13 protein-coding genes are annotated in these 13,809 nt (G+C 73.2%); 3 read left to right on the forward strand and 10 right to left on the reverse strand.

Going from position 1 to position 13,809, the window contains the following annotated elements; genetic code table 11:
* Positions 1 to 23: 23 nt before the first annotated feature.
* From ACFQZY_RS02815 to ACFQZY_RS02825, 3 genes are read right to left on the reverse strand one after another with little or no spacing between them, the layout of a single operon-like run.
* A complete protein-coding gene (locus tag ACFQZY_RS02815; RefSeq protein WP_377412313.1) occupies positions 24 to 1,256 on the reverse strand; it encodes an ABC transporter permease in 1,233 nt (410 codons plus the stop codon).
* Positions 1,253 to 1,996: an ABC transporter ATP-binding protein gene (locus tag ACFQZY_RS02820; RefSeq protein WP_377412315.1), complete on the reverse strand. Its 744-nt coding sequence runs from the start codon at positions 1,994 to 1,996 to the stop codon at positions 1,253 to 1,255. The genes ACFQZY_RS02815 and ACFQZY_RS02820 overlap by 4 nt, the downstream gene beginning before the upstream one ends.
* A 13-nt stretch (positions 1,997 to 2,009) precedes the next feature.
* Entirely contained in the window at positions 2,010 to 4,097 is a 2,088-nt protein-coding gene (locus ACFQZY_RS02825) for an efflux RND transporter periplasmic adaptor subunit (RefSeq protein WP_377412318.1), read from the reverse strand.
* Between the two features lie 141 nt (positions 4,098 to 4,238).
* Here ACFQZY_RS02825 and ACFQZY_RS02830 point away from each other — a divergent pair, with 141 nt between their 5' ends.
* On the forward strand, positions 4,239 to 4,712 hold the full coding sequence (locus ACFQZY_RS02830) for a DUF2306 domain-containing protein (RefSeq protein ID WP_377412320.1): 474 nt from the start codon (positions 4,239 to 4,241) through the stop codon (positions 4,710 to 4,712).
* Between the two features lie 316 nt (positions 4,713 to 5,028).
* On the opposite strand, the gene ACFQZY_RS02835 is transcribed toward ACFQZY_RS02830, so the two are convergent.
* Complete coding sequence (locus ACFQZY_RS02835) at positions 5,029 to 5,457, reverse strand: hypothetical protein (protein ID WP_377412322.1); 429 nt, start codon at positions 5,455 to 5,457, stop codon at positions 5,029 to 5,031.
* Between the two features lie 134 nt (positions 5,458 to 5,591).
* On the opposite strand from ACFQZY_RS02835, the gene ACFQZY_RS02840 reads away from it, so the two are divergent.
* Entirely contained in the window at positions 5,592 to 7,373 is a 1,782-nt protein-coding gene (locus tag ACFQZY_RS02840; protein WP_377412324.1) for a glutamine--tRNA ligase/YqeY domain fusion protein, read from the forward strand.
* Positions 7,374 to 7,439: 66 nt separating this feature from the next.
* Positions 7,440 to 7,781: a hypothetical protein gene (locus tag ACFQZY_RS02845; RefSeq protein ID WP_377412326.1), complete on the forward strand. Its 342-nt coding sequence runs from the start codon at positions 7,440 to 7,442 to the stop codon at positions 7,779 to 7,781.
* Between the two features lie 284 nt (positions 7,782 to 8,065).
* Here the strand turns inward: ACFQZY_RS02845 and ACFQZY_RS02850 are convergent, their stop codons facing one another.
* From ACFQZY_RS02850 to ACFQZY_RS02875, 6 genes are all read right to left on the reverse strand, one after another.
* Positions 8,066 to 8,977 (reverse strand): SDR family NAD(P)-dependent oxidoreductase, encoded by a 912-nt coding sequence (locus ACFQZY_RS02850; RefSeq protein ID WP_377412329.1) that lies wholly within the window; start codon positions 8,975 to 8,977, stop codon positions 8,066 to 8,068.
* Positions 8,978 to 9,071: 94 nt separating this feature from the next.
* Complete coding sequence (locus ACFQZY_RS02855; protein ID WP_377412331.1) at positions 9,072 to 9,554, reverse strand: hypothetical protein; 483 nt, start codon at positions 9,552 to 9,554, stop codon at positions 9,072 to 9,074.
* Between the two features lie 98 nt (positions 9,555 to 9,652).
* Positions 9,653 to 11,206 carry a glutamate--cysteine ligase gene (gshA, locus tag ACFQZY_RS02860; protein ID WP_377412333.1) on the reverse strand — a complete coding sequence of 518 codons (1,554 nt, stop codon included), beginning with the start codon at positions 11,204 to 11,206 and terminating at the stop codon, positions 9,653 to 9,655.
* A 95-nt stretch (positions 11,207 to 11,301) separates the two neighbouring features.
* Positions 11,302 to 11,811, reverse strand: coding sequence for a hypothetical protein (locus ACFQZY_RS02865; protein WP_377412335.1), 510 nt, complete (start codon positions 11,809 to 11,811; stop codon positions 11,302 to 11,304).
* 116 nt (positions 11,812 to 11,927) lie between these two features.
* Positions 11,928 to 12,584 carry a hypothetical protein gene (locus ACFQZY_RS02870; RefSeq protein WP_377412336.1) on the reverse strand — a complete coding sequence of 219 codons (657 nt, stop codon included), beginning with the start codon at positions 12,582 to 12,584 and terminating at the stop codon, positions 11,928 to 11,930.
* A 74-nt stretch (positions 12,585 to 12,658) separates the two neighbouring features.
* A complete protein-coding gene (locus tag ACFQZY_RS02875) occupies positions 12,659 to 13,807 on the reverse strand; it encodes a methyltransferase (protein WP_377412635.1) in 1,149 nt (382 codons plus the stop codon).
* Between the last annotated feature and the right edge of the window lie 2 nt (positions 13,808 to 13,809).

The raw sequence follows: 13,809 nt of genomic DNA on the forward strand, positions 1-13,809 counted from the left end.
ATTATCGCCGCGGCCCGCGGGCCTCACTCGTAGCGCAGCGCCTGGATCGGCAGCAGGCGCGAGGCGCGCCGCGCCGGGTACCAGCCGAAGAACACGCCCACGAAGGCCGAGAACCCCGCGGCCAGCGCGATCGCGCCGGGGGTGATGCTCACCTGCCAGCCGGCGAAGAAGCCCACCGCCCAGGTCGCCACCGCGCCGATGGCCACGCCGATGGCACCGCCGATGAGGCTCAGGGTCACCGCCTCGATCAGGAACTGCGAGAGGATGTCGCGGCCACGCGCGCCCACCGCCATGCGCAGGCCGATCTCGCGGGTGCGCTCGGTCACGCTCACCAGCATGATGTTCATGATGCCGATGCCGCCGATCACCAGGCTGATGCCCGCCACCGCGGCGAGCAGCAGGGTCATCACCCGGCTGGAGGCCTCCTGCGCCTGCAGGATCTCGGTGAGGTTGCGGATCGAGAACGGGTCCTCGGCACCGGGCTGCACCTTCAGGCGCTGGCGCAGCAGCTCCTTGATGGACTCCTCCACCGCCTTCATGTCCTGGCCCTCGCGCACCTTCACGCTGATCGAGCCCACGCGCTTGACCTTGCCGCCCACCCCGCCCTGGATGCGGTTGCGGTAGGTGCTGATCGGAACGACCACCACGTCGTCCTGGTCCTGGCCCATGGAGTTCTGGCCCTTGCGTTCCAGGACGCCGACCACGGTCACGGGGATCTTCTTCACGCGAATGACCTGGTCCACCGGGTCGGCGTCGCCGAACAGCTGCTGCGCCACGGTCTGGCCGATGAGGGCCACCTTGGCCGAACCCTGCACCTCCGCGGCCTCGAAGCCGCGGCCGGCCGACAGCGGCCAGTCGCGTGCCTCCAGGTAGTCGTTGGTCGTGCCGAAGATGGAGGTGCTCCAGTTGGTGTTGCCCACGACCACCTGCGCGCCGGTGCGCAGGCTGGGGGCGGCCACCTGCACCTCGGGGACCTCGCGGGCGATGGCCAGCGCGTCCTCCTCGGTCAGCGCCTGCCCGGTCTGCGCCCCCAGGCGCACGCCGCCGGCGGTCACGCCGCCGGGCAGCACCAGCATGATGTTGGAGCCCAGGCCCTTCATCTGCTCCTGCACGCGCTCGGTGGCGCCGCGGCCCACGGCGATCATGGTGATCACCGCGCCCACGCCGATGATGATGCCCAGCATGGTGAGCACGCTGCGCAGCTTGTTGGCGGCCAGCGCGCGCAGCGCCGAGCGCAGGGCGGCGAGCGTGTTCATGCGGCGGCCTCCCTGGCCGGGGCGGCGCCCTTCGGGCCGGCCTCGCCCGGGGCGGCGCCGTTCGCGCCCGTGTCCTCGACGATGTGGCCGTCGCGGAAGTGGATGCAGCGCCGCGCCCAGGCGGCCACGTCGTGTTCGTGCGTGACCAGCACCACGGTGATGCCGTGCTGATTGAGCTCGGTGAGCAGGCGCATGATCTCCTCGCTGGTCTGCGAGTCGAGCGCGCCGGTGGGCTCGTCGGCCAGGATCAACTGCGGCCGGTTCACCAGCGCCCGGGCGATGGCCACGCGCTGCTGCTGCCCGCCCGAGAGCTCGGCGGGGGTGTGGTGCACGCGCTCGCCCAGGCCCACGCGCTGCAGCGCCTCCAGCGCACGGGCCTGGCGCTCGGGCGCCTTCACGCCGGCATAGACCATGGGCAGTTCGACGTTCTCCTGCGCGCTGGTGCGGGGCAGGAGGTTGAACTGCTGGAAGACGAAGCCGATGCGCCGGTTGCGGATGGAGGCGAGCTGGTCGGGCGACATCGCCTCCACCGCCTCGCCCGCGAGCCTCAGGTGGCCGCTGGTGGGACGGTCCAGGCAGCCCAGGATGTTCATCAGCGTGCTCTTGCCCGAGCCGGAGGCGCCCATGATGGCGACGAACTCGCCCTCGCCGATGTCCAGCGAGACGCCGCGCAGGGCATGCACCGTGGTGCCGCCCATGGCGTAGGTCTTGGTCAGGTCGCGCGCCTCGATCAGTGCCATGGCGGGTGCGTCCTCAGAACGGCATGCGCGGGCCGGCGGGGCGCGCCGGGTTCGCGGGCGAGGTTCCCCCGATGACGCCGGTGATCACCGTCGCGCCTTCCTTCAGGTCGACGGCCTGGGGCGAGCCTGGCGGTACGAGCAGCTCGGTCATGGTGCCGTCGGTGATACCCAGTCGCACGTCGAAGGCGCGCGGCTTGCCGTCGGCGCCGAGCAGGAAGATGCGTCCGCGCGAGCTGGTGCGGCTGGCGGCCTCGGCCACCAGGGCGGCGTACTTCGGCTTCTGTTCGGCGGAGAGCAGGTCGGCGATGCGCGCGCGGATGTCGGCGGTGATGCGCTCGCGGGCCTTGCCGCGCTCCTCGGCCGGCAGGTCGCGCAGCTGGCCGAACTTCGGCCGCGCCTCGGCGTAGATCGCGTCGACCTTCTCGACCTGGGCGGGCGTCAGCTGCAGCTCGGTGACGAGGCGGTTGCGGAATTCGGCGGCCGGGCCGCCCGGGCCGCCGGCGGGCGCGGCGGCATTCGCGCCCGCCGCCGCCGGGGCAGACGGCGCGGCCGGCGTGCCGGTGGAGGGGCCATTCGGCTGGGCCGCAGCCGTGGCGGGCGCGCTGCGCGAGGCCGCCGCCGCCGCGGGGGCCGCGGCGGAAGTCCCGGCTCCGGTCGCAGCCGCGCCGCGCGACCCCGGGGCGGCGCCCGGCTGCGACGCGCCCTGCACGGACTGCGCGTACTGCGCGCGCTGGGCCGGCGTGAGGATGGCGGCGATGCGCTCGCGCATCTGCGCCTGGACCTTCTCGCGGGCCGCGGCCCGCTCGCCCTCGGGCAGCTCGCGCAGGGCCATGAACTGCGGCCGCAGCTCGTTGCCGATGGCCTCCAGCTTTGCCTGCTGCGCGGCGTCCAGCTGCAACTCGGTGGTCAGGCGCTCGCGCATCGCGGCGAAGCCGCCGCCGCCCGCAGGCTGGGCCACGGCCTCGGCGATCCAGGGAAAGCCCCAGGCGCGGCTGGTGGCCGTGGCGGCGGGCGCGGAGGCCGCCGAGGCCGGCGCGCGCGCCGGCTCCACGCCGGCGATGCGCACGCGCAGCGCGGCGTTGGGCACCTTGAGCACGTCATCGCGGGCCTCGGTGACCACGCGCACGTTGGCCGTCATCCCGGGCAGCAGGCGGCCGCCCGGATTGGAGAAGCGCACCACGGCGACGTAGGTGACCACGTTGGCCACGTTCTGGGCCGCCTTGCGGACCTGGCCGATCGTGCCCTCGAAGCTCTGGCCCGGAAAGGCATCCACCGTGAAGCTGGCCTTCTGGCCGGGGCGGATGCGACCGATGTCGCTCTCGTCGACGCTGGCCTCGACCTGCATGTCCTGCAGGTTCTGCGCGATCACGAACAGCTCCGGCGCCTGCAGGCTGGCCGCCACGGTCTGCCCGCGCTCGACGGCGCGCTTGATCACGATGCCGTTGACCGGCGAGACGATGCGGGTGCGGGCCAGGTCCACCCGGGCCTGGGCCAGGGCCGCCTGGCGCTGGGCCACGTTGGCCTGGGCGCTGCGCACCTGGGCCTGGGTCACGCCGAGCTGGGCCTCGGCCGACTTGAGCGACTCGCCGCTGGTGTTCACCAGCGCCTGCGCCTTCTCGGCCTCGCTCTGCGCGATGAACTGGCGCTCCACCAGCATCCGCTTGCGGTCCAGGTCTCGCCGGGCCTCGGCGAGGTCCACGTGGGCGCGCGAGACGGCGGCGCGGGCCGCCGCGCCGTTGGCCTCGGCGGTGAGCACCGCGGCCTGCGCGGCATCGACATCGGCCTGCGCCTGGCGCACCCGGTACTCGAAGGTCTCCGGGTCGATCTGCGCGATCAGCTGGCCGGCTTTCACCTCGGCGTTGAAGTCGACATACAGCTCCTTGATCTGGCCGGACACCTGCGTGCCCACCGACACCTGGGTGACCGGGTTGACCGCCCCCGAGGCCGAGACGGTGGACTGCAGCGGGCCGCGCTCGAGGCGGGCGGTGCGGTAGCTGACGTCGGGCGCGCGGCCCGCGGACCACCACCAGGCGCCGCCGGCGACGGCAAGCACGGCGACGGCCACGGCACTCCATGACTTCCAGGACAGGGCGATCTTCATGCGACGGATTCTAGGAAGCGCATGCGACCGGCCGCCCGCCCCCGTGTATCGCGCAGGTAAAGCCGCAGGGTCGGGGCGCGGCTCGACGAGGCCTTTCGGGTGACAGCATCGCCCGCCCCCGCAACCGCCCCATGAGGAGCCATGTTCCTGCCGTCCCTGCTGTCCCCGCCGCCCTGGCCGTCCCTGCAGCCCCTCCTGGCGCCTGTCCTGGCGCACCTCGCGCACCTGCCGCCCCCCACCCTCGTGCACCTGGCCGCCGCCCTCGCGGCGCTGGCCCTCGGCCCGTTCGCCCTGGCCTCGGGCCGCCGCCTGCGGCCGTCGCGGGCCTGGCACCGGCTCCTGGGCCTGGCCTGGGTGGGCGCGATGCTGGCCGTGGCCGTGAGCGCCGCGTTCCTGCGAGAGCCACGGCTGCCGAACCTGGGCGGCCTCACCCCCGTGCACCTGCTGGTGCCCGCCACCCTCGCCGGCCTGGCCCTGGCACTGCGGCGGCTGGCGCACGGTGACGTGGCCGGCCACCGCCGCTGGATGCTGCGGCTGTACGTGGGCGCCTGCCTCGTCACCGGCGGCCTCACGCTGCTTCGGATCGTGGGGCAGCGGGCGCTCGGCCTGCCCTGAGCACGGGACGGCCGCCTGGGGCCGTCAGCATGAGACGGCCCAGTCCTACAGGACCGCCGAGCCCCAGGTTGTTTACTTCCTGGGATCACCCCGACTCCTCTGAGTCCCCTCCTCCTCCGGGGTGAGCTGGTCCGGCCCTCCGTCCCGCGACCGGCAAGTTACCCCCAGGCCACTTCCTGGGGGTTTTTTTTGGCACGCGTGAATTGGGCGCGCACGAAAAAGCCCCCGGGGCCGGAACCGCCGGGGGCAGCTTGGAGAAGAAGATCGCCGAGTCCATTGTTGCGGCCCGGCGGGCAGGCGTCAACGCATTCCGCGCTCAATACCTGCCGTGTCCATGCCCGTGGCCATGGCCATGGCCACGGTGGTGCCACCGGTGGCCGGGCGGCCCCCAGCGGCCGTGGTCAGGCTGCGCGTACACCAGCTGGGGCTGCGAGTAGACGACCCGAGGCGGGGTGTAGACCGGCTGCGGGTAGGTGTACAGCGGCGGCGGCACATAGACCGGGGCCGGCTGGACATACATCGTCGAGGGCCGCACGTAAACCGGGGCGGGCTGTACGTAGACGGGCGCCGGCTGGACATACACCGGGGCGGGACGGGCGTTGCTCACGCCGACCACCAGGCCGGGCGTCGCGGCGCCGATCGACCAGTACACGTTGTCGGCCCGGGCCAGCGGGGCGGCCACGGCCGCCGCCAGCCCCAGGGCGGCAAGCAGCAGCGGGCGGAAAAGGGAACGAGGGGCAGGCATGTCAGTCTCCTTGTGGGTGGGGCGGCGTGGCCCCACTCCAGTAACGCACGAACAGCGCGGCCGTAGGACAAAGCAGTCGTCAAGCGCGTTGCCAGAAGTAACCACCCGGGGGCGCACCCTAAAATCGCGCCCTTATGTCCGCCCCTTCCGAGAACACCAGCGCCAAGCCCAGCAACTTCCTGCGACAGATCATCGAGCGTGACCTCGAGCAGGGGACCTACGCGCAGCGCCGCTGGGCCGGCCAGCCCGGTGACGCGGCGCAGCATGCCGCCGGCCAGGCCGACCCGGCGAAGATCCGCACGCGCTTCCCGCCCGAGCCCAATGGCTACCTGCACGTGGGCCATGCCAAGAGCATCTGCCTGAACTTCGGCCTGGCGCGCGACTACGGCGGCGTCTGCCACATGCGCTTCGACGACACCAACCCCGAGAAGGAGGAGCAGGAGTACGTCGACGGCATCCTGGACGCGGTGAAGTGGCTCGGTTTCGGCTGGGACGCGAACGGCACCTCGCACCTGTACCAGGCCTCGGACTACTTCGACTTCATGTACCGCTGCGCCGAGTACCTGGTGGGCGCCGGCCTGGCTTATGTCGACGAGCAGACGCCCGAGCAGATGCGCGCCAACCGCGGCGACTTCGGCAAGCCCGGTGTGGACAGCCCCTTCCGCAGCCGCACGCCCGACGAGAACCTGGCCCGCCTGCGCGAGATGCGCGATGGCCAGCTGGCCGACGGCGCCGCCGTGCTGCGCGCGAAGATCGACATGGCCAGCCCCAACATCAACCTGCGGGACCCGGCCCTCTACCGCATCAAGCACGCCGAACACCACAACACCGGCAACACCTGGTGCATCTACCCGATGTACACCTTCGCGCACCCGATCGAGGACGCGCTGGAGAACATCACCCACAGCATCTGCACCCTCGAGTTCGAAGACCAGCGCCCGTTCTACGACTGGCTGCTCGATCGCCTGCGCGAGGGCGGCCTGATCAACGCGCCGCAGCCGCGCCAGTACGAGTTCGCCCGCCTGAACCTGACCTACGTGGTCACCAGCAAGCGAAAGCTCAAGCAGCTGGTGGACGAGAAGCACGTGGACGGCTGGGACGACCCGCGCATGCCCACCATCGTCGGCCTGCGCCGGCGCGGCTACACGCCGGAAAGCCTGCACCTGTTCGCCGAGCGCATCGGCGTGACCAAGGCCGACAGCTGGATCGACTACAGCACCCTGGAGATCGCCCTGCGCGACGACCTCGACCCCAAGGCCGCCCGCGGCATGGCGGTGCTCGAGCCGGTGCAGCTGGTGATCGACAACTGGGACGAGGTCATGGGCGCCGGCCACCTGGAGCCCTGCGTGGCCCCGGTGCACCCGCACCACCCCGAGCGCGGCCAACGCCGGTTCTCCTTCGGCAAGACGTTGTGGATCGAGCGCGGCGACTACGAGGAAGTGCCGCCCAAGGGCTACAACCGCCTCTTCCCGGGCAACAAGGTGCGCCTGAAGTACGGCTACGTGGTCGAGTGCGTGGGCGCCGACAAGGACGCCGGCGGCCGGGTCACCACCGTCCACGCCAACCTGATCCCCGACACCAAGAGCGGCACGCCGGGCAGCGACAGCGTCAAGGCCAAGGGCGTGATCACCTGGGTCGGCGCGCACGACGCGGTGGCTGCCGAGGTACGCCTGTACGACCGCCTGTTCTCGGTGCCCCAGCCCGGCGCCGGCGACAAGGACTTCCTGCAGGAGATCAACCCCGACAGCCTGCAGGTGGCCCAGGCCTGGGTCGAACCGGCGCTGGCCCAGGCCGCGCCGGACGACAAGTTCCAGTTCGAGCGCCACGGCTACTTCGTCGCCGACCGCAAGGACCACGCCGCCGGCCGGCCCGTATTCAACCGGGTCACCGGCCTGAAGGACACCTGGGCGAAATGAGTGCGAGGCCCTGGCCGGGAACCAACCCGGCCATGGCGGGGTCTGCGTGGACAGGAGGAGCCCCGCATGACCGCCTCTTCAGCCCCCCCGCCTCCCGCCCTGCGCACCCTGCTCTATCGCTACTTCTTCTTCGGGTGGCTGTTCCGCGACGTGACGCGCGGTGACCTGATCGAGCGCGCCGCGGCCTGGCGCCACAACCGCGAGCAGGCGCGCTGGCTGCCGACGTACATGCGGCGCTGGCTCTCGTGCGGCCTGGCGTTCTACCTGCTGGGAATGCTGGCCGAGGTGCTGGCGGGTTCGCAGCTGCTCTCCGCGGTGTTCTACGTGCCCGGCGCCCTGAGCGTGCCGGTGAATGCGGTGATCGGCGCGGCCTGGGTGGGGTTCAAGGCCCTGCCCGCCCCCTTCTGACCGCGCGCGCGCCACGGGCCGGTGCACCACCGGCCGGGAGCGGATCATTTCCTCGAAGGCGCTGTCGGCCCCCAGGCCCGAGCCCGTGGCCCGCGGGCGGCCGGGATGTGGCAAGGCGCGAAAGAGCAACTGCGGTGGATGGTGCACGCTGGAGACTCCCTGGGCAGGCGAACGTGCAGGCAGGTTAGCACCCGTGCAACCTCAGCCGGCCCCGGCGACGCCGGTACTTTTTGTGTTTGGCGCCGACTGCGTGCGGGGCGGCCCTGCGCCCCCGACCCCTTGCCTCAGCGAGCGCGGGCGGCGCGCGCCAGGCGCAGTTCGTTGTCGCCCTGCCCGGCGCCGCTGGCGGGCACCGAGGCCCCGGCGCCGTCGCAGACCTGTGGCAGGCGCGCGGCCAGGGCCTCGTCGGCATCCGGGCCGGCGCCGATGTAGACGCCCTGGGTGAGCGTGACCTGCGCCGACTCGAAGGCGCCGGCGCCGGCGCACAGCGTCGTCTTGGTCGGCGCATCCTGGTGGGCCAGGGCCAGCATGGCCGGCACCACCGACTCGGGGCCGAAGGCCTCGAGCATGTCGGGCGGGAACAGGTCCTGCGTCATGCGCGTGGCCGCCGTAGGGGCCAGGCAGTTGACCCGGATGTCGTGCTTGTGCCCCTCGAGCGCCAGCGTGTTCATCAGCCCCACCAGCGCCAGCTTGGCGGCGCCGTAGTTGCTCTGGCCGAAGTTGCCATACAAGCCGGTGGAGGACGTGGTCAGGACGATGCGCCCGTACTTCTGCGCCTGCATGTAGGGCCAGGCGGCCTTGCAGCAATGCACCGCGCCCATGAGGTGCACCTCGACCACGGCGCGGAAATCGGCCAGGTCCATCTTCGCGAAGGTCTTGTCCCGCAGGATGCCGGCGTTGCTCACGATGATGTCGATGCGGCCCCAGGTGTCGACAGCCTGGCGGACCATGGACTGCACCGCGTCGAAGTCGGTGACCGACGCGCCGTTGGCGATGGCCTCGCCACCGCGCGCGAGGATCTCGTCGACCACGGCCTGGGCGGCACCCACGCTGCCCCCGGTGCCGTCGACCGCGCCGCCGAGGTCGTTGACCACCACCTTGGCGCCGCGCGCGGCCAGGGCGAGCGCGTGCTGGCGGCCCAGGCCGCCGCCGGCGCCGGTGACGATGGCCACGCGGCCGCTGAAGTCCAATGCCATGGAGGTCCTCCCGTTGGTCGTTGCGGCAGCGACTCTACGACGCCACGCCCCCTGCGCCTGTGCCGCAGGGGACATCGCGCCCGTCAGGGCCGGCCTACAACGGGAAGGCGGCGGCGACGTCGATGACGACGTTGCTGCGGCGGTCCATCAGCAGGATCTCCGCGCCCACGCGGATGTAGCCGTGGCCCACCGGCAAGGGCGGCAGGCGCGTCACCAGCGCCGGCGGCACCGAGTACCAGACCACGTCCGACGGCAGCGGTCGGCCGATCTGGTACTTCTTCGCCTGGCCGGGCGGCAGGCAGCCGTTGTTCTTTTTCGCCAGCCCCGGCGGGCAGCGCCCGGCGCGCTGGGCCTGCTCGCCGTACCAGGTGCGCACCACCTCGCGGTCGCGGTCGGTGAAGGTCGCCCCGATACGCACCTCGGTGCGCGGGGCGGCCTCGCGCGAGACCGCAGCCTCCGGCTCCCGCTCCTGCTTGCGCCGCTGCCCGGGCGCATCGTCATTGCGGGCCGTAGCGCCTGCGGCCACCGCCGCCAGGGCGACGGCCAGCGCCATGCGGGCCAGGGGGACTTGCATCATGGACACCTCCTCTTCGTGGATGGACGGACAACCCGGACTGTCGCGCCCTGCGCGCCGTCACCGGGTAGGACGGCGCCGACAGCGCCGTCCCCGGCTCCTCAGGGCGCGGCCAGCGAAGGCGCCACCGCGGCCCGGCCCAGGCCCAGGCGCTCGGGCGCGATGTACTTCTGGCGATAGATCTCGAAGGGCAGGCTGTCACTGGCCTCGATGCGGGCCTGCTCCTGCAGCGAGGCCGCGGCCTGCGCCGTGAAACGCGCCTGCTGCGCCTCGCTCCAGGGCAGCGCCAGGAGCTCCTCGCGCACGCGCCGCGACCGGTCCAGCCCGAAATCGAAGAAGCGGTTGCCGTGGTCCTTCGCCATCGCCGCGAGCACGCGCGCCGAAGGCACGAGCGACGGGTCGTCGAGGCGCTCGCGGGCGACGCGCAGGGCGGCCTGGTGCAGGGTGCCGCCGAGGGCGGCGTCCAGGGCGCGCGCGGCGCCCTCGCACGCGTCGAGCAGCTCGTGGCCCCAGGCGGCGAGGCCGGCCTCGCCGTCGTCCCGCTCCAGCCGCAGCGCCGGATCGCGGCCGAAGGCGGCGGTGCGGTGCTGGTTGCGGCCGATGCGGGCGATCTCCTCGGGGGTGTCGGGCGGGCTCTCAGCGAACAGGCAGTGCAGCAGGAAGACGTCGAGGAAGCGCATGGCCTGCGCGTCGATGCCCAGGGGCTCGAACGGGTCCAGGTCCATCAGGCGCACCTCCACGTACTCCACGCCGCGCTCGCGCAGCGCGTGCAGCGGGCGCTCGCCCGGGAAGATGGTGCGCTTGGGGCGGATGGTGCCGTAGAACTCGTTCTCGATCTGCAGCAGGCTGGTGGCCAGCTGGCGGTATGCGCCGTCGGGGCCGCGCACGCCGATCGCCTCGTAGGGCGGGTAGGGGCGCGTGAGCGCCCCGTGCAGCGAGTCGGCATAGCCCTCCAGGCCGTTGTAGCTCACGGCCAGGCGCGACTGCGCCTCGCTCTGGTAGCCCAGTCGCCCCATGCGCAGCGAGGTGGCGTACGGCAGGTACAACGTGCCCTCGGACAGCGCCTGCAGCTGGTGGTCGCGCCCCTCGACGAAACAGGCGTTGAGGGCCGGTGAGGCGCCGAACAGGTACAGCAGCAGGAAGGCGTGGCGGCGGAAATTGCGGATCAGGCCGAAGTAGGCGGCGCTGTCCACGCCCGGCATCGACCAGTTGTAGTGGATGCCGGAGATGGTCTGCATGCGCCGGCCATAGCGCCAGGCCAGGCCCATGCGGTAGACGCTCTTGGCCTGGCCCACGTTGGAGCTGCCGTAGCGGCCGATCGGGATCTGGTCTTCGTCAGGCAGGGCGCACGGCATGCTCGAGGCCCACAGGGCCTCCTCGCCGATCTGGCGCAGCGTGAACTGGTGGATCTCGCGCAGTTCGTCCACGCAGGACTCGGGCGTGGCATGCACGCCCGTGATCAGTTCCAGCTGCGCCTCGCTGTAGTCGGTGGTGATGTGCGGGTGCGTCAGCGCGCTGCCCAGCGCCGCGGGGTGCGGCGTGGCCGCCAGCGAGCCGTCGGGCGCGGCCCGCAGGCTTTCTTTCTCGACGCCGCGGCGGATGCCGAGCAGGCGCGTGGGGTCCAGCCCGCTGAGGGCCGGCAGGGAAATGCTCATGTCTTCTTGTCGGAGGGCCGGGCCGGCCAGTGGATCAGCCGCCCCAGAGTCCCGCCGAAGTTAACACCTTTGTGCGTTCCCTGCCGTGACAGGACTCAGTTGCGGTCCGCGCGGCGGGTGCGTTGCTGCGTCGTGGTGGTGGTGGTATCGGTGGTTGCGGAGCCCGCGCCCATGCTGCCGGTGGCGCCGGTGCCGGCGCTGCCCGACGGGGTGCCGGTGGTGGCGCTGCCGGCGCCCATGCTCGATCCCGAGGTGCCGGTGCCGGTGTCGGCGGCGCCCGTGCTGCCGGTGCCTGTGCCTGTGCCTGTGCCGGTGCCGGTGGACCCGGTGCCCGGCGAACCGCCGGCGCCCATGGTGCCGGTGTCGGAGGGCGATCCGGAGGGGGTGCCGGCCCCGGTGGACCCCGGCGCCGGCGAGGCCGCGCCCGGCGTGCTGGTGTCCCCCGCGCCGGAGGGCGAGGCCTGGGTTCCGGTGGTGCCGCCGGTGGCGCCCGTGCCGCCCGTGGTGCCGGCGCCCGATCCGCTGCCCTGGGCGAGGGCAGCACCGGCGAGGGCGGCGGTGGCGAGGCCCGCGAGCAGGCGGCGCAGAAGGCTCGATGTGGTCATTTCGCAGACTCCTTACATGGCTTGGAATGGCTGGTCACTGGCCAGCATCGCTGCCGGCTGCGACCAGCCTAGGCAGCCCGCAGCGGCGCCTCGTCGGTGGCCGGCAGGACCTCGTGTCAGACGGAGCCCGCCTCGACCACGGCCTGCGGCGACGGGCGTGCAGGACGCCGCCCGGGCGGGAAGACCTCGGCCAGCGCGCGCGTATCGGGCAGCACGTAGACCACCGCCCCGGCTCGCACGGCCGGCACCAGCACCTGCTCGTAGAACCGCACCGGCAGGTTGATGCAGCCGTAGGAGATGCGGTTGTCGCCGGGCGTGGGCGAGGCCAGGCGCTGCAGCCGGCGCTCGGACTTCAACGTGGCGCGCACGCGGTGCATGGACACGGCGGAGGCGTAGTCGACCCAGACGATGTCCTCGCCGGCCAGGTTGGTACCGGGCTCGGCAACGAAGCGGCCGGCTGGCGTGGTGCGCTCGTGCGGCAGGATCGACCGCAGCGGCCGCTCGCCGATGCCGGGCACCGACTCGTCGCCGCGCGCCAGCCCCAGCAGGGCCGGCGCCGCGCCGAGCAGCCGGCCCGCCGGCGAGAGCACGTAGACGCGCGCCCGCTTCTTGTCGACGATGACCAGGTGCCCGCGGCCATGGTCCCCCGAGGCGAGGGCCCAGGCAGCGACCTGCCGGGCCTCGGGCGAGACGCGCTCGGCGCCGAAATCGGGCGGGGGCAGCGCGGCGGCGCCGAGGGCCGTGGACAGCAGGAGGATGGCGGGCAGGCTCATGGCCCGCCCACACTAGCCCCGCCCGGGCGGGGTGGCCGTGCGGCGCGTCCTGCGCCGCGCGTAGGCGTGCGCTTTCAGGCGGGCGTGTGGCCTGCGGGCACCAGCCGCCACAGGGAAGTCACTTCCCTGCCGCGGGCCGCTGCCAGCGGGTCCGACGGGTCGGAGGCCTTGGGATGGCGCGGGCGGATGTCGAGCCGGTCCTTCACCGCCAGGCCGGCGGCGGCGATCCACCCGAGCAACTCCTCGCGCGGGCGCAGGCCCAGGTGCTCGGCCAGGTCGGACAGGACCAGCCAGCCCTCCCCGCCCGGCGCGAGGTGCGCCGCCAGCCCCGACAGGAAGCCGCGCAGCATGCGGCTGCCCTCGTCGTACACCGCGAGCTCCAGCGCCGACCCCGGCCGCGCCGGCACCCAGGGCGGGTTGCACACCACCAGCGCCGCGCGGCCCGGCGGGAACAGGTCGGCCTCGAGCAGTTCGACGCGGTCCTGCACGCCCAGGCGCCCGAGGTTGTCGCGGGCGCAGGCCAGGGCGCGCGGGTTCAGGTCGGTGGCGACCACGCGGGCGATGCCGCGCCGGGCCAGCAGGGCCGCCACCACCCCCGTGCCGGTGCCGACGTCGAAGGCGAGCGCCCGGTCCGCCGGCAGCGGGGCGCGCGCCAGCAGGTCCAGGTACTCGCCGCGCACCGGCGAGAACACGCCATAGTGCGGATGGATGCGGTTGCCCGGCGCGGGGCCGAGCGCGGGGATCTCGACGCCGGCCTTGCGCCACTCGTGCGCCCCCACCAGCCCCTGCAGCTCACGCAGCGCCACGAGCTGGGGCTGGCCGTCGGCCGGGCCCCAGGCCTCGGCGCAGGCTGCGTGCAGGTCGGGCGCGCGGCGCAGCGCGATGCCGTGGTCCCCCGCCACCTCCACCAGCAGCATGCCCAGGAGGCGCGCGCGCCGGCCCTGGGCCTGGCGGTGCTTGTGGAAGGCCTCGGTGATCGAGGCCGGCGCAGGTACGGGCTTGCGCGGCTTGCGGTCGATGCGGCGGGCCAGGGCCTGCAGCAGCTGGCGCGCGTTGTGGAAGTCGCCGCGCCACAGCAGCGCGGTGCCCTCGCACACCAGGCGGTAGGCCGCGTCGGCGGGCAGCTGGTCGTCGGCCACCTCCACGCGCGCGGGCGCGGGCCAGCCGGCCTCGCTGCGCCAGCGGGCGCTGCGCGGTGCGCCGCCCTCGGTCCAGGCGACCATCG

The sequence above is a fragment of the Ramlibacter sp. GCM10027632 genome (assembly GCF_042675325.1).
GTDB lineage: Bacteria > Pseudomonadota > Gammaproteobacteria > Burkholderiales > Burkholderiaceae_C > Ramlibacter.

Excerpts from the sequence above, each read along its gene's own strand:
- gshA (WP_377412333.1), bottom strand. The coding sequence starts at position 11,206 with ATGAGCATTTCCCTGCCGGCCCTCAGCGGGCTGGACCCCACGCGCCTG.
- ACFQZY_RS02815 (WP_377412313.1), bottom strand. The coding sequence starts at position 1,256 with ATGAACACGCTCGCCGCCCTGCGCTCGGCGCTGCGCGCGCTGGCCGCC.
- ACFQZY_RS02820 (WP_377412315.1), bottom strand. The coding sequence starts at position 1,996 with ATGGCACTGATCGAGGCGCGCGACCTGACCAAGACCTACGCCATGGGC.
- ACFQZY_RS02830 (WP_377412320.1), top strand. The coding sequence starts at position 4,239 with ATGTTCCTGCCGTCCCTGCTGTCCCCGCCGCCCTGGCCGTCCCTGCAG.
- ACFQZY_RS02840 (WP_377412324.1), top strand. The coding sequence starts at position 5,592 with ATGTCCGCCCCTTCCGAGAACACCAGCGCCAAGCCCAGCAACTTCCTG.
- ACFQZY_RS02835 (WP_377412322.1), bottom strand. The coding sequence starts at position 5,457 with ATGCCTGCCCCTCGTTCCCTTTTCCGCCCGCTGCTGCTTGCCGCCCTG.
- ACFQZY_RS02850 (WP_377412329.1), bottom strand. The coding sequence starts at position 8,977 with ATGGCATTGGACTTCAGCGGCCGCGTGGCCATCGTCACCGGCGCCGGC.
- ACFQZY_RS02855 (WP_377412331.1), bottom strand. The coding sequence starts at position 9,554 with ATGATGCAAGTCCCCCTGGCCCGCATGGCGCTGGCCGTCGCCCTGGCG.
- ACFQZY_RS02845 (WP_377412326.1), top strand. The coding sequence starts at position 7,440 with ATGACCGCCTCTTCAGCCCCCCCGCCTCCCGCCCTGCGCACCCTGCTC.
- ACFQZY_RS02870 (WP_377412336.1), bottom strand. The coding sequence starts at position 12,584 with ATGAGCCTGCCCGCCATCCTCCTGCTGTCCACGGCCCTCGGCGCCGCC.
- ACFQZY_RS02865 (WP_377412335.1), bottom strand. The coding sequence starts at position 11,811 with ATGACCACATCGAGCCTTCTGCGCCGCCTGCTCGCGGGCCTCGCCACC.
- ACFQZY_RS02875 (WP_377412635.1), bottom strand. The coding sequence starts at position 13,807 with ATGGTCGCCTGGACCGAGGGCGGCGCACCGCGCAGCGCCCGCTGGCGC.
- ACFQZY_RS02825 (WP_377412318.1), bottom strand. The coding sequence starts at position 4,097 with ATGAAGATCGCCCTGTCCTGGAAGTCATGGAGTGCCGTGGCCGTCGCC.